Source organism: Hymenobacter taeanensis (genome assembly GCF_013137895.1).
In the GTDB taxonomy this organism is placed as follows: Bacteria; Bacteroidota; Bacteroidia; order Cytophagales; family Hymenobacteraceae; genus Hymenobacter; species Hymenobacter taeanensis.
This window is the reverse complement of sequence record NZ_CP053538.1, coordinates 2905482-2927179: the sequence shown is the minus strand read 5'-3', so window position 1 is coordinate 2927179 and position 21698 is coordinate 2905482. Positions and strand designations below refer to the sequence as shown.

Here is a 21698-nt window from a genome sequence, read left to right as displayed (position 1 = left end):
ATCTGCTGAGAATTTAGGCAGTTTAGCCTATACCTCTTAGGTTAGCATTTCTATACGCTTCGTCTCTCCTTCTCTTCCTCTCCCCTATGATGCGGAAAACTGCTGCCCTGCTCTTGCTAGGCCTACCGCTGGCTTTCGGCCGCCCGGCCGCTGCCCAGGCTCCCGTGCAATACTCCGTGGCCTTCCCCAATGCCGTGCACCACGAGGCCCGCGTAACGGTTACGTTTACCGATGTGCCCGCCGGCCCGTTGCAGGTACGCATGGCGCGCTCCTCGCCCGGCCGCTACGCCCTGCATGAGTTTGCCAAGAACGTGTATGATGTGCAGGCCACTGACTCAAAAGGAAAGACTCTGAGTGTAGATAAGCCTGACCCCTACGGCTGGAATGTAACCGGCCACGATGGTACTGTGCGGTTCACCTACACCCTGTTCGGCGACCGTACCGATGGCACCTATGCCGGCATTGACTCGCGCCATGCCCACCTGAACATGCCCGCTACGCTGGCCTTCGCCCGGGACCTGGAGCAGCGCCCGGCAGAAGTAAAGTTTGAGCTACCCCAGGGCTGGACGGTGGCCTCGCAGCTGCGGCCCGATGCGGTTAAAGGTACCTACTTTGCCCCGCATATGCAGTATCTCATGGACTCGCCTACGTCGCTGGGCCCCCAGCAGGTGCGCAGCTGGCAGGAGCAAGGCAAAACCATTGAAATGCAGGTGCTGCATGATGGCACCGCAGCTGAGCTGGATGCCTTCGCCAACCAAACCAAGAAAGTAGTGAAAGAGGCGGCGGCGGTTTTTGGCGGTCTGCCCGACTACGATTTTGGCCGTTACACCTTCGTAGCTAATTACCTGCCTCAGACCAGCGGTGATGGTATGGAACACCGCAACTCCACCAGCCTCACCAGCAACCGCCCCTTGCGCGGCTCCGGCGCTCTTGATAACCTGGGCACCGTTTCTCACGAGTTTTTCCATAGCTGGAACGTGGAGCGCATCAGGCCCAAAGACCTGGAGCCGTTTGATTTTGAGCGCGCCAACATGAGCAGTGGCCTCTGGTTTGCCGAGGGCTTCACGCAGTACTACGGCGAGCTGCTGCTACGCCGCGCTGGCATTTACACCGATGAGCAGTATTGCCAGGAGGCCCTTAGTGGCCTGGTGGGTGCTATGCTGTTGTCGCCGGGGGCGAAGCGCTACTCGCCGGTGTATATGAGCCAGCAGGCCCCGTTCGTGGATGCTGCCGCAGCCATCGACCCCAACAACCGCTCTAATACCTACCTGAGCTACTATTACATTGGCGGCGCCAACGCCCTGGCCCTGGACTTAGAGCTGCGCCAGCGCTACAAGACCGACCTTGACACGTACATGCGCACGCTATGGCAGCAGCAGGGCCAGTTCCAGAGCAACTACGCCCCCGAAAAGCCTTACACCCTGCAGGACTTGCAGCGCGTGCTAGGCCAGGTAGCCAAGGATACGGCCTTTGCCGGGCAGTTTTTCCGGCAGCATATTTACGGGCATGAGCTTCCTAAATACGAGGAGCTGCTGGCCCCCGCTGGTATGCTCGTGCGCCCGGCCCGAGCCGGACAAGCCAGCCTGGCGGCGCGGCTGCAGTTCAACGCCGACAGCTCGGCTACTCTCGGTACCACCTCCGTTGGCAGCCCTCTCTATACCGCTGGCCTAGACCGCGAAGACGTGCTGCTGAAGTTTGAGGGGCAGAAGCCTACCAATGCCAAGGAGATGCAGAAGCGCCTGGCGGCCCACAAGCCCGGCGACGTGGTGCAGGTAGAAGTACGGGCCCGTGACGGCATCCGCACGGTGCCCGTAACCCTGGTGGAAGACCCCGCGCTGGAAGTAGTAACCTATGAGCAAGCGAAAAAGCCACTAACCAAAGCCCAAAAGAAATTCAGAGAGGCCTGGCTAGGCAGCAAGGCAAAGTAGCACGGGCTCCTTGCTAGTTTCCGTTTTTTACCTATACCCATCAGGGGCCACAGTAAGCTGTGGCCCCTGATGGCTTTTTAGGCCGTACCTATTGACTCCATTGGGTAGCGAAGACCAATCTGCTGCCGAATTGCGTCGAGCTGCTGCATCAGCTCTTGGGTAAACTGCAGGGGCAGCAATGGGCTTTGGGTGAGGCCCTGGGTCAGGCATTGTTGCACGTGCTCGGCTTCGTAGTGGTAGCCGAAACCCTGTTTCTCACATGGAATTACCTGCGGCTCCTGGTTTGGGAGCTTCAGCATGATACCGCTGGCCGCATGAAAGCGGCCGGTAAGGTGAAGCTGACCTTGGGTGCCGTACAGGATGCACTGATTATCTGTTTGAGCAGCTATGGTAGAGAACAGGCTAGCCGTGGCACCGCTCGCGTAGGCCAGTGCCATAGCACAATTTACATCTACCCCAGTATCGGCGAGGGTGGCAACCGCGCGTATTGCCTGAGGTTCTCCGAGGAAAAGCTTGCTGATAAACAGCGGGTATACCCCAATATCCAGCAAGGAGCCGCCCGCCAGTACGGGGTTAAACAGCCGGCCCTCCGGGTTGTACGGCGCCACAAAGCCAAAGTCGGCCGCCAGGTGCTTCACCTCCCCAATGGTGCCCGAGGCTACCACTTCCAGGGCCTTATGGATAGCCGGGAAGAAGCGCGTCCAGAAGGCCTCCATCAGGAATACGCCCTTCTCTTCTGCCACGCGCCTCATCTCCTGGGCTTGCACGGTGTTCACGGCAAACGGCTTCTCGCAGAGCACTGGCAGTCCCGCCCGCAGGCACAGTAGCGTGTTAGCGTAGTGTTCAGTATGCGGCGTAGCAATGTATACCACATCTACGTCGGGTACGGTCAGTAACTCCTCATAGCTCCCAACGGCGTGAGGTACTCCATATTGAGCAGCAAACTCCTCGGCCTTGGCCCCAGTGCGCGAGGCAACGGCGTGGAGCCGGGCATTGGGCAACAGGGTCAGGCTTTCAGCAAACTTGTGGGCTATTTGGCCGAGGCCCATAATGGCCCAATTGTAGGTGCGCATAGTGTAAGTAGAAGGTGAGCGGCTAAAAAGGCAGCCAAAGGTATCTGGCCTTACGGGGTTACTAGGTTTTAAGCTTACCTGCAGGCCGGTGTGTTCGTCAAGACCCTAGGCCACTTCTACCTTGTTAAGCGCTAGTGCGCCGCCAGGGCCAGGCACTCAGCGTGGCGAGGACAGCTGAGCAGGTGGTCATTTACCAGGCCGGCAGTTTGCAAAATATTGTAGCAGGTTACGGGGCCAGTCATTACAAAGCCGCGCCGCTTCAGATCCTGGCTCATGGCCTCGCTTTGAGGTGTAGAGACGGGCACGGGGTTGGCTTCGCTGCGGCGGTTGTCGAGGGCGCGGCCACCTACGTACTGGTAGAAAAACGGCAGCAGGCCAGCCTCGCCGCCCACCTGCTGCCGGAGCCGCAGCCACGCTTGCGCATTTTGCACGGTGGCCTCCAGCTTGCGCCGGTTGCGCAGAATACGCGGGTTCAGCAGCAGCTCTGCTATTTCCTCCTCCCCAAACCGCGCCAGTCGCTCCGGGTCGAAACCGGCCAGCAGCTCCCGAAACCCCTCGCGCCGCTTCAGCACCACCGGAAAATCGAAGCCTAGCTGAAAGGTGTGCAGCACCAGGTATTCAAACAAAATACCTGCTTCGGCAACTGGCTCGCCCCACTCATAGTCGTGAAATTCGCGCAGCAGCTCATTGTGGTTAGCCCAGGGGCAACGGCCATCGGGGGAGCGAGCAGGCAGGTTGGGGATTATCATGCTGATAAGTTTTACTAAGACCCTATCCCGGTTGGTTAGCCCCTCTCTAGGTCACTTCCCTCGGCTACATTTGCACCTCACCAGAGGCCGCCCATTGCCGCTGCTTTACGCAGTGGCCTAGCTTTATCTGAAAGTTGTTACTCTCACAGGCTCAGCACTAACGGTAAGCGCCAGGGGCATAATCAGTATGTTATTGCCTACGCCGCCACAGCTTGTTCCGGCTGATTCTGCTGTCGGCGGCGGCGCAGTACCAGCATGGCAGCGAAGCCAACGCCTCCAAGTACCAGCGCGCCTCCAACCCAGTCGGGCGAGGTATAGCCCAGGCCAGCGGCAATGGGCAGGCCGCCCAGGTAAGCACCCAAAGCATTGCCCGTATTGAAGCCCGACTGACTCAGCGACGACGCCAGCATCTCGGAGCCCTTAGCGGCCCTGATCATCAGCATCTGGATGGGCGCCGCGGTAGAGAAAGCCAGCGCACCGGTAAGCATAGTCATGACCACCGTTGACCATTGGTGTTGAGCTGCTACCGGAATAGTAAACAACGCCGCCGCCATAGCCAACAGCAGCCAGGTGGTAGCCCGCAACGGCGACATACGGTCGGTGAGCCAGCCGCCCAGCAGGTTGCCCAAGGCCATGCCCACGCCAGCCAGCACCATCAAAATAGTGACGGCGTTGTGGCTGAAACCAGCCACCTCCGTAAACAGCGGCACAATGTAGCTGAACCAGGCAAAGAAGCCCCCATTGCCCAGAATGGTAATAGCAATAATGAGCCAGGGCTCTAGGCGGGTGAAGGCCACAAACTCTTGCCTGAGATTGGTCTCGCGGGCTGGTAGCTCCGGCAGCAGGCGCCGCACACTCACCACGGTAAGCAGGGCCACCACTACTATCAGCACAAAAGGAATGCGCCAGCTAAAGGTGTGGCCCAGGTAGGTACCAATTGGCACCCCAATAATATTGGCAATGGTGAGGCCCGCAAACATGATGGACACGGCCTGCGCCTCCTTCCCCGGCTCTGCCAGCCGACCCGCCACCACAGCGCCTACGCCGAAGAACGCTCCGTGCGGCAGCCCCGAGATAAAGCGCGTCAGCAGCATCAGCTCATAGCCGGGTGCCACCGCCGACAGCCCATTGCCCACCGCGAAAATCAGCATAAGCAAGGCCAGAATCTTGCGGGGCGGCAGCTTGCCGGTAAGGGCCACCATCAGGGGCGCACCCACCACCACACCCAGCGCGTAAGCGGATATCAGGTGCCCGGCCGTAGGAATGGAGATGTGCAGGGCCTTGGCTACATCCGGCAGAATACCCATCATGACAAATTCCGTCATGCCGATGCCGAATCCGCCCAGGGTTAGGGGGATTAATACGCGTTTTGAATTCATAGAGGAGTGGCCCACAACAGAGGTAGGCCTACAGACAGCTAAAACAACCTTTAGGTTTTAAAAAACTAAAGTTTACTTCTTTCCTGCTCAGCTACATTCCAACACCAAATACACCTCTAAGCGCCAGTTCCCAACAGAAAGCGTTTTCTAAGAGCATAAAAAAACAGCCAATCCGGACGTGGCCAGATTGACTGTTTCGTGCGGGGCTAATGGCTTCAGCTTCTATTTGCGGCGCCCGAAAATGCGGAGCAGGAACAGGAAAAGGTTAATAAAGTCGAGGTACAGGGTGAGGGCCCCTAACACGGCGGCTTTGCGGTCAGTTTCCTCATCGCCGAGGCCAACAAACGCCAGCGCCTTCAGCTTCTGGGTGTCGTATGCCGTAAGGGCCACAAACATAATTACCCCAATGAACGAAGTGATGGTGTAAAGCAGGGAATTCAGCCAAAACAGGTTTACTACTGAGGCAATAATGAGGCCTACCAGTCCCATAAACAGGATGTTGCCCCATCGAGATAGATCAGTGCGCGTGAAGTACCCGTAGAGGCTCATAACGGCAAATGTGCCACCCGTTACGAAGAAGGTTGAGGCAATAGAATCGGCGGTGAAGACAAGGAAAATGATGCCGAGCGTGATGCCGTTTAAAGCAGAATAGGCAAAAAATGCTCCGGTTACGGCGCTTACTGACATGTCAAAAGCGCGCGCCGAAATGTAGCCCACCACAAACATTTCCAGCAGAAGCAAGGCCCAAAATGCCAGGCGGTTGCCAGCAACTAACTCAATGATTTCCGGCGAAGAACCGACCAGCATAGCTACGCCGCCCGTAAGTGCCAGGGCGCCGGCCATCCAGCCATATACCTGGCGCATGAAACTAGCCTGTACCTGGGCTGCTTCTTCGGCGCTGATAGTAATTTCAGGCTGAGTTGGAGCCTGCTCCTCGGGAGTAAAATTTTCCATACTAAGGAAATAGAAAGTAAGAATGAAAACTAAACGAAGCCAAGATACCGATTCGGGGGTTGCTACACAGTAAAATGACCAAAACGGGCTGAAAAATATCTACTCCTCCACTACGCCCATCTTATTCCCCCATGCCCTCTGACCGTCGCCTTTGGCTGCTTTATAGCATTATTCTCCTTGACGTAGTTATTGGCGCGGCCATCGGGCCGGTGCTACCGGAGTTTGTGCGCGGCCTAGCACGGCCTCAGCTGTGGATGGTGCTGGGCACGGGCATATTCCTGGGGGTGCAGCTGTTTTCGGCCCCGGTACTGGGGCGCCTCTCTGATGGCTGGGGGCGTAGGCCTATCCTGGTGTTATCGGCGGTGGGCACCTTGCTGGCGAATGCCCTGCTGTTCCCGGTACGAGCCACGCTGTACTTCGCCAACCGCTTCAGCGACGGCCTCACCAACGGCATATACGCCACCATTCGTGCGGCCATTACGGATATTTCGCCGCCGGAGCGCTTGTTCCGAAACCTTGGGATTGAGGGCGCCATTATTTCCCTGGGGTTTGTGCTGGGGCCCATGGCCTCGGGCGCCGTGCTTACGCTTTGGGAGGTAAAGCCTAGCCAGCAGGTGGCTTACGTGGTAGCGCTGGCCGTAACCCTGGCCGCGCTGAATGTGGGGCTTAGCCTGCTGCTTCGTGAAACCCATACCCAGCGCACCCCCGTGCGTGGGGCTGAGCTCCGGGCCGAGCTCATCCGGGCCGTGAACCCGCTTACGCTCTGGCAGCGGCTGCGGGAGCAGGATACGCCCGACCGGGGCCTGCGCCCCATCGTGCTGATGCAGGTAGCGCTTACGCTAAGTACGGGGTACTACACGTACTTTGTGCCTTTCATCAGCATTGGGGAGCTGCACTTGGATGCCCGCGGCATTGCGTACTTCTTCATGTTTTTTGGGGTGTTGAGCGTGGCCATCAACTACCTGTTCTACACCTACCTCGCCGACCGCCTCAACCAGCGCCGCGCCATTTTCTGGCTGGCCCTGGTGGGCGTGCCTATTCTGGTCGGCTATGGGTTCGTAGGCCAGTCGGTTACGCGCCTCTACGTCCTGACCGCCCTCGACTGCCTCACTCTATCCCTGATCCAGGGACTACTGGAAGGCTTGCTGGCTCAGCGCACTACCGATGCCGACCGGGGCGAGATATTTGGTCTGAACCAGGCCGTGCAGGGCTTAGCTAGCTTTGGGAGCACACTGGTGCTGGCGGCGTTATCAGTAGTTGATTTACGGCTGCCGTGGCTGTGGTTTGCCTGTTGCCTGGCACTGGTGGCCTGGCAGGCCCGGCAACAGCTGCGCCAAGCTGAGTTGGCGGCTGCGCTGTCGGAGAGCTAATTTTAGCTAACGCCTTAGTACGTATAGATGCGTAGGCCAGTCCAGAAGATGGTGCCCAGGACGCCCAGGATGAAGATGCGCAGCCCATGCTGGCGGTCAGTGGGCGCAAAGGCCAGCACTTTCTCGCCAGTAGGCAGCTGCTTTTGATGTTTGAACAGGTGCCAGCCAATGAACACGGCTACAATCCCGCCTAGTATGGCCATCAGGTAGCCGGCCAGAATCCAGGTTTTCTGGCTTTCTTCCGGCTTGGCCAGTTCCACTAGTCGGCGCTGGCGCAGGAGCTGCACTACATCGGGGGAAACGTCGTGGCCGCGCTGGCGTAGGAGTTGCCGGGCCAGCGTCACGTCGAGGTTGTTCCACTCATCAGGCTTGGCCAGAATTTCCAGTAGCTCGCCATCGGTGAAGCTATAGAGGTAATGGTCGATGGGCACGGAGGCGGTGAGGGTCTCATTGGTTTGCTCTTCCGCAAGCCGGGCCGCCTCAAAATCCTCCTGGCGCAGCTTCACCACGAAATACGTACTGGTTGGGTTAAAGGCAAACGTCACGTCGAACCGGGGCCGGTCGAAGCCGGTCTCGAACTCAATGCCTCGCTGGCGCAGAATATCCAGCAGCGGTTGCGCTACCTCCAAAGACGGAAAGCGCTGGTAAGAAATAAATTCTGACATCGTATAGCGAAGCTAAGCAGCTGCTACGTTACTACTTTTCCGGCTCCTTTTTCACGAAGGGCACGCAGCCTGCTCCGCTGATGTTGCGTATCTTGTGAAAGGAAACCCTGCTTTCCGCCCCCTGCTTATGCTACGTTCTACGCTTATACTCCTCGGCCTGCTGTTTGCGGGTGCTACGGCTTCGGCCCAAACCTTACCGTATGTGGCGGCTGGCACTCCTGCGCCGGGCCTGGGCAGCCTCAGCCAGCGTACTTCGTTCAGCCTGAATGCGGGAGCTATGTTTGCCGGGCGCTATGGCTCAGCCAGCTACATCAGCCCCACCATGGCATATCAGGTTACCAAGCGCTTCTCCGTATTTGGCGGTGCCACGCTCCTGCGCACTACGCCGGGAGTGGCCTACGGCTACGCCTACCCCGGCACCGAAGCAGGTTACCGGGCTTCACAGCCGGGCTACTACGGCACGAACCGGATGCTCATCCAGGGTGGCGGGCAATATGCGCTGTCGCCCAGGCTTACCCTCACGGGCTCAGCCTGGAAAGACCTCACGCCGGGCGGCTACAACGTAAACCCGTATGCGGGCTTTGGGGGCAACCTGGGCTCGGGCGTAAACCTGCGGGCCGACTACCACATCACCGAGAACTTCTCGGTATCGGGTGGCCTACGCATGAGCAACGGCACCTCGGGCTACCCTGGGTACTCGCCTATGTACTCGCCGGGCATGCCCTTTGGCTACTAGCCCTTCCTGATTTATTTCTGAGCCACCCGCCATCCTCGATGACGGGTGGTTTGTTGTTTATTTGCCTCCATCTTCTTTCCCGCTTCTCTCCTTCTGCATGGCTGCTGCCCGCTACGTCCGCAACGAACAGCTTTCGACTATCAAGCCCAACTACCCCGGCAACAAAATGATTGGCAGCGAGTACTGCAACGGGGAGGAGCTGTATGAGCCCAGCTTTAGCACCGTAATCCGCTGGCAGCTGTCGGAAAATCCCCAGAAGGAGGAGAAGAAGGCCGATACCTGGGTGCCCGAAGTGGTAGACTGCACCGCCTTCTTGCAAAGCCAGGAAGACGGCTTGGTCTGGCTGGGTCACGCTTCGTTTCTGCTACGTATTGAGGCAACTACCCTCCTCTTCGACCCAGTGTTGTTTTCGTCGCTCGGTCTGCGTCGGCGCCATCCTCTACCTTGCCGCCCTGAAGATCTTACGAATATTGATTTCCTGCTAATTAGTCACGGCCACCGTGACCACTTGGATGAGCAATCGGTGAAGCTGCTAGCTCGCCAGAATCCACAAATGCGCGTCTTTGGGCCGCTAGGTATGTCGAAATTAGTGCGGGGCATGGCACGCCAACTGCCGGTGCAGGAGGCCGGCTGGTGGCAGCAGTTTACCATTGACTGGGAGTATATGGGGTGGGAAAATCTTGGACAACCTCCTTTTGAGCTGTTTTACCTCCCCGCCTCCCACTGGCACCGCCGCGGCCTGTTTGACCTAAACACGGTACTGTGGGGCAGCTTCCTGATCCGGACGCCTGATGGCCGTACCATCTACTTCGCCGGTGATACCTCCATGGCCGACCATTTCGAGCAGATTGAAAAGCAGTTTGGGCCCTTGGATATAGCCCTCTTCCCGATTGGAGCCTACAAGCCAGCCTTCATGATGCACATGAGCCACACCAACCCCCACGAAGCTGCCAAAGCGGTAAATATTCTGCGGGCCGGCCACGTGGTGCCCATGCACTACGGTACCTTCGACCTCTCCGATGAGCCCGCCTCTGAGCCGTTGCGGGAGCTGCAGATGGTAGCCAACGGCCAGATGCTGCGCGGCGAGCTGCACGCTCCCGCCGTGGGTGAGGTGCTGCGCTGGCAAGACTGGGAGTAACTGTTGCCTGTTGTGGGTTAGCGGGTGCCGGGCAGGGTTTCCGGGTGAGGGGTGTCGGTTGTTAACGGCTAGTTGGTAGCTTTGGTGTTTACTTTTCCCGACTGCCGCCCGGCCCGCTGGTCTTAACCCACCTAGCAGCTGGCAATTCATCACTGGCAACTCACCCTCATGTCTCCTACCCTTATTCTGAGCCTGATTGCGGGCTACTTCGTGGTACTGGTCATCATCGCGCTGCTCACGTCGCGTAAGGCTACCAGCGAATCGTTCTTCATTGCGAACCGCAATGCGCCGTGGTACATGGTGGCATTTGCCATGATTGGCACCTCGCTCTCGGGTGTTACGTTCATTTCTATTCCGGGCATGGTGGCCACGCAGTCGTGGAGCTATATGGCGGTGGTGCTGGGCTACATTGTGGGCTACCTGGTGATTGGCACCGTGCTCATGCCCATGTACTACCGGCTGCGGCTGGTGTCAATCTACACGTATCTGGAGCAGCGCTTTGGGTTTTGGAGCTATAAAACGGGGGCTTTCTTCTTCCTGATTTCCCGAGCCGTAGGGGCCGCCTTCCGGCTCTTTCTGGTGGCAGGCGTGCTGCAGCTGGCTGTCTTTGATGGCCTGAATGTGCCGTTTGCTGTTACCGTGAGCATCAGCATTCTGCTGATTTACCTCTATACCTTCCGCGGGGGCCTCAAAACCATCCTCTGGACCGATACTTTCCAGACCATGGCTATGCTTGTGTGCGTGGCGGTGAGCATCTATCTGATGGCTGATGAGCTGAACCTGGGCTTTGCCGGCCTGGTAAAAACGGTGAAGGAAAGTGCTATGTCGCAGATCTACTTCTCTGACCCCAAAGACGATAAGTTTTTCTGGAAGCAGTTTGCCTCCGGTGCGTTCATCACCATTGTAATGACTGGCCTAGACCAGGATTTGATGCAGAAAAACCTCAGCTGCCGCAACCTGCAAGATGCCCAGAAGAACATGTTCTGGTTTACCATTGCTATTGTGGTGGTAAACGTGTTCTTCCTCTCACTGGGCGTGCTCCTGTACCAGTTTGCCGCTGCCAAGGGCATTGCCTTGCCCGTTAGCCCCGCCACCGGCAAAGTAATCGGCGACAACGTATTTCCGCTGCTGGCTACCAACCACTTCTCCCTATTTGCCGGCATCGTTTTCATCCTGGGCATCATTGCCGTTACCTACGCCTCCGCCGACTCCGCCCTCACGGCTCTTACTACTTCGTTCTGCGTGGACATGCTTGATATCAAGCAGTACGAGGAGAAAAAGCAGACCCGGGTACGCCAGCTCACTCACTTCGGCTTCTCGCTGGTGCTCATCGTCATCATCCTGATCTTCCGGGCCATCAACGACCAGAGCGTGATTACGGCCGTGTTCAAAGCGGCTGGTTACACCTACGGGCCGTTGCTAGGCCTCTATTCGTTTGGGCTGTTCACCAGCCGCGGCCTCCACGACCGCTTGGTGCCCTACGTGTGCGTGGCGGCTCCGCTGGTAACGTGGTTTATCAATGCCAACTCTAAGACTTGGTGGGGTTATGAGTTTGGGTTTGAGATTCTGATCCTGAACGGTTTGCTCACGTTTGTAGGCCTATTGGCCATTTCTCGCGCTCGGGTACTAGAATTGAACCCTGTAGCGTAGGGGTTGTTTAGGGAGACGTACCTTTGCGTCTAGGAGTGTAACTCCTCATGCTGGGTTACTCGGCCCCATCATTGAAACGCAGACAGAATATGAGTTAACGGTGTTGCACCAATTATCTCAGATTTCTCCGGCGTTCGGATAGCGGGGGTGAAACATTACATCTTCCCAACGCCCTAAACCACTGCCCTATGAAACATCTTTTCTTCATCTTGGTGCTCGTAGCTTCGGGCGCTGCGGCGCAGGCGCAAACCCAGCCTCCTACTTCAGCACCTGCCAAGCAGCCTATTGAGCTGCGCGCCGGCCGCATGCAGGCGCAGGCCAAACCGGCGGCTAACCGCCCCGATGCGCCTCCACAGTTTCCGGGCGGAGCACAAGGCCTGAACACGTTTTTTCAGCAGAATTTAAAGTATCCGGAGGCCGCTAGCGTCAAGCAGATTAGTGGCAATGTAGTGATGACGTTTACGGTAGAAGCCGACGGACACCTGACCAACCCCACGGTACTTCAGCCGCTCTCCCCAGAGTGCGACACTGAGGCGCTGCGGGTGCTAGGCCAGATGCCCGCCTGGAAGCCCGCTACCCGCAAGGGCCAGCCTATTGCCACGCAGGTGCGCTTGCCCGTGCCGTTTGGCAACTCCGAGAACCTCAAAGTAGAGCAAGGCAAACCCAAGTTTGAATAAGTAACAGAGACCTTGAGAAGCAAAAAGTGAGAACTCCAGCGTAAGCAATTACCCTGTCCTGAGTTCTCACTTCGCAGTTCTCACTTCTATACTAGAATGGCCCGAAGTGGAATGAATACCAGCGGTACAACCCTTGACCCGGATGTACCCAAGAAGAAATTAACGAAGGAGAATTTTAAGCAGGGCCTGCGCATTTTCCGCTACGTGCTGCCCTACCGGACGAAGTTCATCGTCGGGATGGTGTTGCTGGCCCTGTCCAGCGCCACGGTAATGGCTTTCCCCTGGATTATTGGCAAGCTCACTGACGCCGCCAACGGTAAGCCCTACATACTGCCCAACGGCAACGCTGTTACCATCAACCAGATTGCGCTAGGCCTGTTCGGCATTATCCTGCTACAGGGTATTTTTTCGTTTGGCCGCATTTGGTTTTTCACGCAGGTAAGTGAGTTTACGGTGCGCGATATCCGGCAGGCGCTCTACCACAAGTTCGTAACCCTCCCAATTCCGTACTTCGAGAAAAACCGGGTGGGGGCCATTACGTCCCGCATCACCTCCGACGTAGGCCAGATTCAGGATTCCTTCTCGCTGACCCTCGCCGAGCTGTTCCGCCAGATCATGACGCTGGTAGTAGGCATTGTCTTCATTATGATGGTGTCAGTGAAGCTGTCGTTGTTTATGCTGCTCACCTTTCCGCCCATTGTGGTGCTGGCTATGGTATTTGGCCGCAAGATTCGGGTACTGGCCAAAGCCACCCAGGATGAGCTGGCCAAGACCAACGTTATTGTAGAGGAGACGCTGCAGGGCATTAATACGGTGAAGGCCTTCACGAACGAGCTGTTCGAAACCGGCCGCTACACTAGTTCGCTCACCCGCACGGTGCAGGCAGCCCTTCGTAGCAACCTCTACCGTGGCGGCTTTGTGTCGTTTGTGATTATCGGGCTTTTTGGCGGCATCATTCTGGTGCTGTGGCGCGCTGCTTCTCTGGTAGCTTCTGGCCAGATGACCATCGGCGACCTGACTTCGTTTGCCCTCTACACTATCTTCATTGGGGCTTCCGTAGGTGGCCTAGGCGAACTGTACGGCAAGGTGCAAAGCACACTGGGCGCTTCGGAGCGCATCCTGGAGATACTGGACGAGCCCTCGGAGCCCACCCACCAGGCCTTGCCCGCTGGCACCGCTCCCCTGCAGGTACGCGGCGACATCGACTACCGCCATGTGGCCTTCAGCTACCCCACCCGTCCCGACTTGCCCGTGCTCCAGGATATCAACTTTGGTATTCAAGCCGGCGAGAAAATTGCGCTGGTAGGCCCCTCGGGCGCTGGCAAAAGCACTATTGTGCAGCTGCTGATGCAGTTCTATGAGCTAAGCGGTGGCAAAATCCTCATTGATGGCCGCGACGTACGCCAATTCGACCTCACGGAGCTGCGCAGCCACATCGGCATCGTGCCCCAGGAAACACTGCTGTTCGGTGGCTCTATCCGGGAGAACATTGCCTATGGTAAGATTGACGCTACTGACGCTGAAATCACGGCGGCTGCGCGGAAGGCTAATGCCTGGCAGTTCATCTCTACCTTCCCCGAAGGTCTCGACACACTCGTAGGAGAGCGGGGCGTAAAGCTCTCCGGGGGCCAGCGCCAGCGCATTGCCATTGCCCGCGCTATCCTGAAGAACCCCGCCATCCTCATCCTCGACGAAGCCACTTCGGCCCTCGACTCGGAGAGCGAAAAGCTCGTGCAGAGCGCTATGGATGAGCTCATGCAGGACCGCACCAGCATCATCATTGCCCACCGCCTCAGCACCATCCGCAAAGTTGATAAAATCCTGGTCATCGACGGCGGCCGTATTGTGGAGCAAGGCTCCCACGATGAGTTGGCCCACAATGACAACGGCATTTATTCCAAGCTGCTGAAACTGCAGTTCGAGCTTAGCTAAATCACGGATTTAGACAGATTCTCCGGATTACGCGGATTTTGAATGAAGGGTGAGGCAATGTGCTTCGCCCTTTCTATTTTACATCTGAGTAAATTCAACTTACAAAGGTCTATATCTCTGCGCGGCAATGGCGAGTATTGTACTTCCTCCTACTACCCTCACATTTGCAGAGTATCAGGAAATTCATCAGGAGCAGCAGCGGCAGAGATACCCGAGCCAAGCAGCGCCTAGGCCAGTCACCTCCGACTCTTGGCGAAAAAAGGGACAGCTCTGGTTAGGCTCCGTAATTTCTATGGGCGCTAGTTGCTGGTGGATGGGTCTAGGCAGTTGGTTTGCAGGAGCCGTTGTTGTTACCCTGTTTACTGGCATAAGCCTCGCACATGAGTGGGTTGAATACCGCCGGGCCTTCCGCCAGCATGCGCAGGCACAGCCTGCCACTGGATTTGAGTTAGATGCCAACGCCGTGATTATCCAGCAAGAAAATCATCGGCGCACATTGGGCTGGCGCGACTTCTATAGTATTCAGCGCGTGTCAGATTGGGTTCTGCTATATACTTCGGTTGAGCACTGTTACTACCTCAACCTTACGCAAGTGCAGACACCAGCCACTGCCGCTGATGTACTAGCCCTGTTACCCCAGCGCCCCGTTTCGGCTGAATGAGCGACCTTGCGGGTATGCAACCCCTCGTGTTTTCTAAAGTGACTATGTCGGCCGATGAGTATGTAGCCGTGAACTTCCGACTGTGGCGCCAACAGCCCGCCACTCGCCGCAACAACTGGATTCTGCTAGCAGCTCTTGTATTGCTCACCATCAGCCTGCTAGTCCAATTGCAGCAGGATGGGTGGAAGCTTACATCTTGGTCAGCCCTTTCCTTTCTGGCTGTAGGCCTGTTGTATGCGCTCCTGCGCGCGTGGTTTGTGCGCTGGATGCTGCGCCGAGGCTACCTCAAGAACACAATCCTGAAAGAGCCCATCGACTTTACGCTGACTGACGAGGATATCAAAGGCCGGAGTGGCCTAGGCCAGTTCACCGGGAAGCTGGCCAATATCACTCGGGCCGTGTTCGTGCAGCCTGATTGGCTTCTGCTTTACCCTACCCAAGCCGCCTGCTATTACCTGAACCTGCGCCAGCTGCAGGCCCCCGCAACCGCTGAGGCAGTGGAGCAGGTGCTGGCGCAACACCAGATTCCGGTGCGCCGCGTGTGAGGCTCACTAGTCTTGCCGAGCACAGGTGCTGCCAACTTGGTTAGCACAACTCCTTAAACCAAGCAGGTGAGAATAAAGCGGGAAGCCGCAATTCTCTGCCTTTTCCCTAGTTTTACAGCCTCATCCCATTCTCCTTTCTTTAGCCTTGCTACTATGATCATCACAAGTAACCTGAAGTCGTCGCGCCTGTTGGGCTCTACCTTGCTGGTAAGCGGCCTTCTGCTGGCTAGCGCCGCCCAAGCCCAAATTTCTACTCCCGCTGCCAGCCCCAAAAGCACCGTAATGCAGCGCGTGGGCCTCACCGACATCACCATTACCTACTCGCGCCCCGGCGTGAAAGGCCGCCCCGTTTTTGGCGACTCTACCACCAAAGCCATTGTACCTTTCGGGCAGCGCTGGCGCACCGGTGCCAACAATACCACCAGCATCAAATTCTCGGATGACGTGATGGTGGAAGGCAAAAAGGTGCCCGCCGGCGAGTACGGCCTTTACACCATTCCTGGTAAAACCTCCTGGGTAATGGTTCTCAACAAAAGCACCAAGCAGGGCGCCGATGTGAAAGGCTTCAAGGATGCCGACGACGTAGCCCGCTTCACGGTGAAGCCTTATGCCTTGGCTAACAAGGTAGAGACCTTCACTATTGGATTCTCTGACATTACGCCTGCTACCGCTAACGTGGAAATTCTGTGGGACAAGACCGGCGCCAAGTTCAAGGTGATGTCGGATGTGGACTCCAAAGTAATGGCCCAGATTGATGAGAAAGTCATCAAGAACAGCAGCGCCAGTGCCAACGACATGGCCGCCGCAGCCGTGTATTACTACGACAACAACAAGGACCTGAAGCAGGCGCTGACCTGGATTCAGAAGGCCAACGAGAAAGACCCCAAGTTCTGGAACGTGCACACGGAAGCTAAAATCCGCATGAAAATGAAGGATTACAAAGGTGCCGTAACGGCCGCTGAGCAGTCGAAAAAGCTAGCCACCGAAGCTAAAAACACCGACTACGTGAAGCTGAACGAAGGCATCATTGCCGACGCGAAGAAAGCTGGCAAAATGTAGGAGCACTGGCCTAGCCTCTGCGGACAGCAGGGCTTTTGGATAGTGAGAGACCGTCATGCTGAGCAGAGTTGAAGCATGACGGTCTCTCACTATCCAAAAGCCTAGGCCACTCGCTTTCTTACTTAAGCACCTCATCCTTCCTCCTTTTCAGGATGAGGTGCTTTTTCAGTACTCAGAACAGGTAATCTATTAGCTTGCCTTGGGCTTTAAATTGGCTCCTTCTCTTTAAGCTGCTTGAGCTTTTACTCTCGGCATCAGCAGGCTGCCCAAAACTACAAGCACACACCCAATGATGTTGAACCAGAGGTAGCCAATATCGGTACGCCAGTAGAGCAGCAACACGGCAATCTGTGCCATGATGGCCGACCAAAAAACGGCCCTCGCCCCTACCCACTTCAGGAAGAAGGCAACTACGAAGATTCCCAGCATGGTGCCGTAAAACAAGGAGCCCAGGATGTTCACGGCCTGAATCAGGTTCTCTAATTGCGCCGCAAACGTAGCGAAGCCAATGCCCAGCACGCCCCAGCCCACGGCCGCCCAGCGGGAGGCCCGCACGTAGTGGCGCTCGGTGTGGCCCGGGCGAGCGGGCTGGTACAGGTCGATGATGGTGGTGGAGGCTAGGGCGTTGAGGCCGCCCGCAGCGCTACTCATGGCCGCCGACAGTACCACCGCAATCAACAGGCCTACGAAGCCATGGGGCATGTATTTGAGCACGAAGGTCAGAAAGACGTAGTCGGTGTCTTTGGCCTCGGCGGTGGGCACAACCTGCTTCAGCAGTTGCTGAGTTTCGGCGCGTAGGCCACTGCTGGCGGCATCGGTGGTTTGCAGGTGGGTTTCTGCGGCGGCCACTTGCAGCGGGTTGCCTTGCCGGAGGGCTTGTACCAACTGCGTGGTGGCTTGGCGGCGGGCCTCAAACAATACGGCGTGTTGCTCTTCTAAAGCGCGCAGGGCAGGGCCATGCTGGGGGCTCCGTACTACCTGCTCACGCACGGGCCGGTTGAAAGTCAGGGGGGGCGCGTTGAACTGGTAAAACACGTACAGCAGTACGCCAACCAGCAGAATCCCGAACTGCATGGGTACTTTCACGAGACCATTCATGAGCAGGCCCAGGCGGCTTTCTGTAATGCTGCGCCCGGTGAGGTAGCGCTGCACCTGGCTCTGGTCGGTACCGAAGTACGACAGCGCTAGAAACAGCCCGCCCGTCATACCCGACCAAAAGCTGTAGCGCTCCTTAAAGTCAAAGTGAAAATCGACCAGGTTGAGTTTGCCGCGGTGGCCTGCCACTTGCAGAGCATCGGTAAAGCCAATATCAGCTGGCAAGTAATGCACCAGCAGGTAGCCTGCCACCGCCATGCCCGTGAAGATAACGGCCACCTGCCACTGCTGCGTAACAGCCACCGCGCGGGTGCCGCCCGCTACCGTGTAGCTAATCATCAGCCCGCCAATCAGCCAGACGGTGAGGTGTACATTCCAGCCCAGAATAGCCGACAATACCAGCGCCGGTGCGTATAGTGACAGGCCGTTGCTCAGCCCCCGCTGCACTAAAAACAGCCCCGCCGCCAGGGTGCGGGTGCGCCTGTCAAAGCGCCCCTCTAAGTACTCGTAGGCGGTGAATACGCGCAGGCGGTGGTAGATGGGCACCGCAAAAATGGCAATCAGCACCATGGCCACGGGCAGGCCAAAGTAGAACTGAATGAAGCGCATGCCGTCGTCGTAGGCCTGCCCGGGGGTGCTCAGGAAGGTGATGGCGGAGGCTTGGGTAGCAATGATGCTCAGCCCAATACCCCACCACCGCGCCTGCCGGTCGCCGAGCAGGTAGCTGTCCATGGTATGCTGGCCGCGGGTGCGCCAGGTGCCATAGCCCACAATAAACGCCAGTGTGCTACCCAGCACCAGCCAATCCAGCAAACTCATGCAAAAAGCCGGGTGAGGTACGTAAAAAACGCTACTTCCGCGGCCAGGGCTCCTAGCACCAGCCAGTACCAAGCCCGCCACGAGGGTAACAGCGGTGGTGCCGGCTCGGCGGCGGGGCCTGTAATTTTGGTAGAGTGAGCAGGGTGGTCAGGCACAGGCGGGTGGGTTAGGACGGAAAGAGGCGGTAAAGCCGAGCTTAGGTTGCATTAGTCAGGCCAACCCAGTGGAGAAGTGGGTGTGGAATCACTATGAGGGTAGAGCAACTAGCCTAGGGCCTGTATTGCAAATGCCAAGACCACAGGATTTTATTTACTCCCTAGCGCCGTGGCTGCCGTGCGCAAAACTCTGTGCTTGCCTTAGAATGATGGGTGGGTAAAACGATGCGTGTTGCTCCCTCCCTATCTATTTCCCCAACGAAACCATATTGGTGAGCAAGCGATAGGCGCCGGGTACGCCGGCAGGCAGCTCCCGGAACAGGGAGAGGCCGGTATAGATGTAGTGGCCTTTGCCGTAGTCGGCTACCAGAATGGCGCTTTCCTTGGCCGACTCATTGGGGTCGTGGGAGCTAATGACGGTCTGGTACTTGGCATCCCAGGCGCTGGGGTAATACAGGCCTTGCTCCTGCACCCAGCCTTCAAAATCCTTAGTGGTGATTTTGTTGGGCGTGTTGAGTAGCGGCTGACTAGGGTTGAGGAAGGTGACGGCCGCATTCTCAACGGTCACCCGGTCGTTGCTGAGCGTGAGCGGGTACGGGCCTATTTGCGGCATCACGGTGCCGCGGTTCACTACGTATTGCACCACCATGTTGCCACCGTTTTCCACGTAGCGCAGCAGCGTGGGCTGCAGGGTTTTGAGGCGGTCTACGGTGTTGTAGGCCCGCACGCCTAGCACCACGGCATCGAAGCGGCGCAGGTTCTGGTCGGTGATGTCCTCTGGCTTGAGCAGGGTTACGGTGTACCCAATCTGGCGCAGGGCGTCGGGCACTTCGTCGCCGGCCCCCATGAGGTAGCCAATTTCCTGACCCTTGCGCTTGAGGTCCAGCTTCACGAGCGGGGCCACGGCTTCCGGAAAGAGAATCTGCGTAGGGATGTGGTTGTACTCAATGGCCTGGTAGCCGCGCGAATATTGCTGCCCATCCACAGTAGCCACGGCCCTCAGCTCCGTTTTGCCCTCTGCCGCGCCCGCGCCGGGCTGCACCCGGAACTGCACGGTTTGTTCGGCGTCTTTGCTGGCAATGTCAAAGTTGAAACTAGCTGGCTCCGACTTCCATCCCGTCGGCAGGTTAAGAGCCACGCTTCCTTTCACGCCAGATTTGCCCGCGCGCAAGGTTACCGGAATGGTTTTGGGCGAGTTGTCAGCGAAGACGTAAGCCCTACCGCCAATGTTTACGGCCACAGGCGGCACCACCACCAGCGGGCGGTACTTCTCCCCTTCTACAGGGTCGGTGCTTTTGTATTGGACGGGAACGGTGTAACGAATGCGCTGATCTAAAACACGCAAAACAAATCGAGCTTTGATTGCCGCCTCATTTTCCGCTTTGCCCCGCTCAAGTTGCTCTTGTACCGAATACATTCCCAGAGTAGGACTTGCTCGTAGCCAATAAGGTTGAGACACTAATGCTGACTCAAATTTCCTTTCTATCCACAGCGTATCAACATATTTCTTATCGAATGGAATAGTAATGCTATGCGGGTTGCCACCATGCATTCCACTTAACACACCTGTAGCCATTATTTTATCATTCTGAGGTGAGTAAGCATAAGCTGCCTCATCTTCTAGCTTTACCGGGATAGTCGAGCGGTTAATAATTTCGAAAAAGACAGTTTTTCTTCTGGATTTCTCTGCATCGGCAACGGCTTCTAAGCTAGTAGCTGGCGCATTCATTGTTGCCTCTATAGAAAGGCCTAAACAAGCTTGAATTAGCTGTTCTACTTGTTCTGTTTTTTTAGTCTGCCAGAGAATCTCTTCTTTTTTCTCCCGATAAGAATTCGTCCCATCATATGAAATACCCGTTGGGACTTTCTGGATAGCAGTGCGCACCTTTAGCAACCCCGCTACACTCGCACTCGGGTTACTTGGGTCATACTTGCGGATAACCTCGTCAATCAGCTTGCCCACGGCCGCGCCGCCGGGCACGCGGTTCCAAGTCATGTCGATGCCCTCAAAGGGGTCCGACTTGGGCTTGTCGCCTTTCACGTATTGCAGGTACTCCAGGGCCTCGCCGCGCTGAGCCGCCGAGCCGAAGCCCTGGCTTTTGTGCTGGGAGCGGCTGCGGGCAGCCATTTCGCCGTAGCTCTGGCCTAGCAGCGGATTGTAGCCACCGGCATCGATTTTCAGGTAGCCATCCATGTTTTCGCCGGGCTTCACGAAGAAGCTGCCAGTGTTCCAAAGCAGACGCTTTGGGCTCCAGGGCTGCACGTACTTCAGCTGCTCGGGGAAGCGCTTGGGGTCCCCGGCGGCATCGAAGGCCTCGGCGGCCAGAATGGCGCTGGCCTGGTGGTGACCGTGGCCGGCGCGGGCGTCGGGTGGGAAGCGGGTGATGAGCACATCGGGCCGGCGCTGCCGGATCACCCACACCATATCAGAGAGCACCTGCTCCTTGTCCCAAATGGTGAAGGTTTCCTCGGAGGTTTTCGAGAAGCCGAAGTCGTTGGCGCGGGTGAAGAACTGCCGGCCCCCATCAATACGGCGAGCCGCCAGCAGCTCCTGCGTCCGGATAACGCCAAGCTGTTCGCGCAGCTCCGGGCCGATAAGATTCTGGCCGCCGTCGCCGCGGGTGCAGCTGAGGTAGCCGGTTTCCAGCAGGCGGCCGTTGGCCATGTAGGCAATCAGGCGGGTGTTTTCATCGTCAGGGTGAGCAGCTATGTACAGCACCGAGCCCAGCACGTTGAGCTTCTTGAGGCCCAGCAGAATCTCCGACGACGAGTAAGTTTTAGGCGCCTGCGCGGCGGCACCATCAATTAGCAGTGAGCAGTGAGCAATAAGTAATGCCCAGAGGGCTGCGTGGAAAGAGCGAATACGCATGGAGAAACGTCGGGGGAGGGTAATAGCGGAGCAGTAAAGATACAGGCCTAGCTGGGAGGTTGCAGAGTAGCAAAACCATTCTACTCTGCCCGCTCCAGACAAAGAGCTGGTAACGGCTACCAGCTAGGTAGCCGGAGCTAGTAAACCGAAAATACCCCTGGTTGTTGCTGCATGCTGGCTCCTTTATCACTTCTAAGTATCCCTAGCTGCTCTCTCATCGTTAACCCGGGTACACCTGTTTTCC

17 protein-coding genes are annotated in these 21698 nt (G+C 57.2%); 10 read left to right on the top strand and 7 right to left on the bottom strand.

The window, feature by feature from the left end; translation table 11 throughout:
• Positions 1-86: 86 nt before the first annotated feature.
• On the top strand, positions 87-1928 hold the full coding sequence (locus HMJ29_RS12445) for a M61 family metallopeptidase (RefSeq protein ID WP_244679280.1): 1842 nt from the start codon (positions 87-89) through the stop codon (positions 1926-1928).
• A 77-nt stretch (positions 1929-2005) separates the two neighbouring features.
• On the opposite strand, the gene HMJ29_RS12440 is transcribed toward HMJ29_RS12445, so the two are convergent.
• The 4 genes from HMJ29_RS12440 to HMJ29_RS12425 all read right to left on the bottom strand — a co-directional run bounded on the left by HMJ29_RS12440 (position 2006) and on the right by HMJ29_RS12425 (position 6083).
• Positions 2006-3001, bottom strand: a complete 996-nt coding sequence (locus HMJ29_RS12440; RefSeq protein ID WP_171591800.1) for a Gfo/Idh/MocA family protein — start codon at positions 2999-3001, stop codon at positions 2006-2008.
• A 131-nt stretch (positions 3002-3132) separates the two neighbouring features.
• A complete protein-coding gene (locus HMJ29_RS12435) occupies positions 3133-3750 on the bottom strand; it encodes a DNA-3-methyladenine glycosylase I (RefSeq protein ID WP_171591799.1) in 618 nt (205 codons plus the stop codon).
• 197 nt (positions 3751-3947) lie between these two features.
• Positions 3948-5129: an MFS transporter gene (locus HMJ29_RS12430; RefSeq protein ID WP_171591798.1), complete on the bottom strand. Its 1182-nt coding sequence runs from the start codon at positions 5127-5129 to the stop codon at positions 3948-3950.
• 222 nt (positions 5130-5351) lie between these two features.
• Entirely contained in the window at positions 5352-6083 is a 732-nt protein-coding gene (locus HMJ29_RS12425; protein WP_171591797.1) for a Bax inhibitor-1/YccA family protein, read from the bottom strand.
• 131 nt (positions 6084-6214) lie between these two features.
• Between HMJ29_RS12425 and HMJ29_RS12420 the strand changes: the two genes are divergently transcribed.
• A complete protein-coding gene (locus tag HMJ29_RS12420) occupies positions 6215-7453 on the top strand; it encodes an MFS transporter (protein WP_171591796.1) in 1239 nt (412 codons plus the stop codon).
• A gap of 14 nt (positions 7454-7467) precedes the next feature.
• Here HMJ29_RS12420 and HMJ29_RS12415 read toward each other — a convergent pair whose 3' ends face one another.
• A complete protein-coding gene (locus HMJ29_RS12415; protein WP_171591795.1) occupies positions 7468-8118 on the bottom strand; it encodes a hypothetical protein in 651 nt (216 codons plus the stop codon).
• Positions 8119-8245: 127 nt separating this feature from the next.
• Here HMJ29_RS12415 and HMJ29_RS12410 point away from each other — a divergent pair, with 127 nt between their 5' ends.
• The 8 genes from HMJ29_RS12410 (at position 8246) to HMJ29_RS12375 (ending at position 16516) form a co-directional block, all read left to right on the top strand.
• Positions 8246-8854 carry a hypothetical protein gene (locus HMJ29_RS12410; RefSeq protein ID WP_171591794.1) on the top strand — a complete coding sequence of 203 codons (609 nt, stop codon included), beginning with the start codon at positions 8246-8248 and terminating at the stop codon, positions 8852-8854.
• A gap of 97 nt (positions 8855-8951) precedes the next feature.
• Positions 8952-9992 carry an MBL fold metallo-hydrolase gene (locus tag HMJ29_RS12405; RefSeq protein ID WP_171591793.1) on the top strand — a complete coding sequence of 347 codons (1041 nt, stop codon included), beginning with the start codon at positions 8952-8954 and terminating at the stop codon, positions 9990-9992.
• Between the two features lie 168 nt (positions 9993-10160).
• Positions 10161-11642 carry a sodium:solute symporter gene (locus tag HMJ29_RS12400; protein WP_171591792.1) on the top strand — a complete coding sequence of 494 codons (1482 nt, stop codon included), beginning with the start codon at positions 10161-10163 and terminating at the stop codon, positions 11640-11642.
• A gap of 188 nt (positions 11643-11830) precedes the next feature.
• On the top strand, positions 11831-12319 hold the full coding sequence (locus HMJ29_RS12395) for an energy transducer TonB (RefSeq protein ID WP_171591791.1): 489 nt from the start codon (positions 11831-11833) through the stop codon (positions 12317-12319).
• Between the two features lie 96 nt (positions 12320-12415).
• Positions 12416-14251, top strand: coding sequence for an ABC transporter ATP-binding protein (locus HMJ29_RS12390; RefSeq protein ID WP_171591790.1), 1836 nt, complete (start codon positions 12416-12418; stop codon positions 14249-14251).
• A gap of 127 nt (positions 14252-14378) precedes the next feature.
• On the top strand, positions 14379-14912 hold the full coding sequence (locus HMJ29_RS12385) for a YcxB family protein (RefSeq protein WP_171591789.1): 534 nt from the start codon (positions 14379-14381) through the stop codon (positions 14910-14912).
• A complete protein-coding gene (locus tag HMJ29_RS12380; protein ID WP_171591788.1) occupies positions 14909-15457 on the top strand; it encodes a hypothetical protein in 549 nt (182 codons plus the stop codon). Before HMJ29_RS12385 ends, HMJ29_RS12380 begins: the two co-directional genes overlap by 4 nt.
• 153 nt (positions 15458-15610) lie before the next feature.
• Positions 15611-16516 (top strand): DUF2911 domain-containing protein, encoded by a 906-nt coding sequence (locus tag HMJ29_RS12375; RefSeq protein WP_171591787.1) that lies wholly within the window; start codon positions 15611-15613, stop codon positions 16514-16516.
• Between the two features lie 225 nt (positions 16517-16741).
• On the opposite strand, the gene HMJ29_RS12370 is transcribed toward HMJ29_RS12375, so the two are convergent.
• Positions 16742-18430, bottom strand: a complete 1689-nt coding sequence (locus tag HMJ29_RS12370; RefSeq protein WP_171591786.1) for a sodium:solute symporter family protein — start codon at positions 18428-18430, stop codon at positions 16742-16744.
• 402 nt (positions 18431-18832) lie between these two features.
• Entirely contained in the window at positions 18833-21454 is a 2622-nt protein-coding gene (locus HMJ29_RS12365) for a PIG-L family deacetylase (RefSeq protein WP_171591785.1), read from the bottom strand.
• Positions 21455-21698 lie beyond the last annotated feature (244 nt).